Source organism: Citrobacter sp. VF227, assembly GCF_052950715.1.
In genome coordinates, this window is the sequence record NZ_JBRFVF010000080.1 from 1 (window position 1) to 780 (window position 780).

Consider the following 780-nt stretch of genomic DNA (forward strand, 5'->3'; position numbering starts at 1 on the left):
ATCTCTCAAGTCATGCGTGCGTGCGAAAATCCGCACCTGGAGCTCCTGAACACGGGTCTGTTACAGACATTCGACGTTTGAAACCGGAACGCGGAACATGAATCTTGATGATTTACACTCTGGATAGCCGTGCAGTCCTTGCCCGGCCTTCACAGCGTCCGAAAGCTCTTTCCCGCTCGCCCGCCCGGATCGGGACAGCGCGGCCGTCCCGATTTCCGTTCGTCGACGTCAGGCGTGGAAGGTGCATCGATCGTGCACGCCACATTCGGGGCTGCAGATCCAACCGACGGCGCTTTTCGACCGGTGCGAGGAATCGAACGGGCTCTCGATCACCTGCATGACGTTATGTGAAGGCGTCATCGCGCTGTCATGATGCACCTTCGTGATGTCTCCCCGACTTAAAAGCCGGGGCTTCCATGCCCGGACGGGCACGGCGTCTCACATCCGAGACGGGCGATGTTCCGCGCGGCGTTCTGGTCGCGGTCGTGTTCCGCCCCGCAATCGCCGCACGTCCACCGCCTGATGCCGAGACCAGCAAGTCCGCGGGGGCCGGTGAGGCAGCCGCAGGACGAGCAGGCCCGGGTCGTGTTGGCTTCGTCCACCTCGGCGTAGGCCACCCCTGCGTGATCGCATTTGTAACGGAGCATACCGCGCAACATCGACCATCCGGCGTCGAGCACGCTCTTCGCCATCCGGGTCTTCGTCATCGCCGAGGCCGACACGCCTCCGACCGTGATCCTTTGGGCGCGGTCCACTAGCGCCCGCGAACACTTGTGAAGG

At 62.9% G+C, this 780-nt stretch carries 1 protein-coding gene; it reads right to left on the reverse strand.

Annotated features, from left to right (window positions below; translation table 11 throughout):
• Positions 1-398: 398 nt before the first annotated feature.
• A partial coding sequence (locus ACU8YC_RS25140) for an RNA-guided endonuclease InsQ/TnpB family protein (protein WP_446895978.1) occupies positions 399-780 on the reverse strand: 382 nt, incomplete at its 5' end.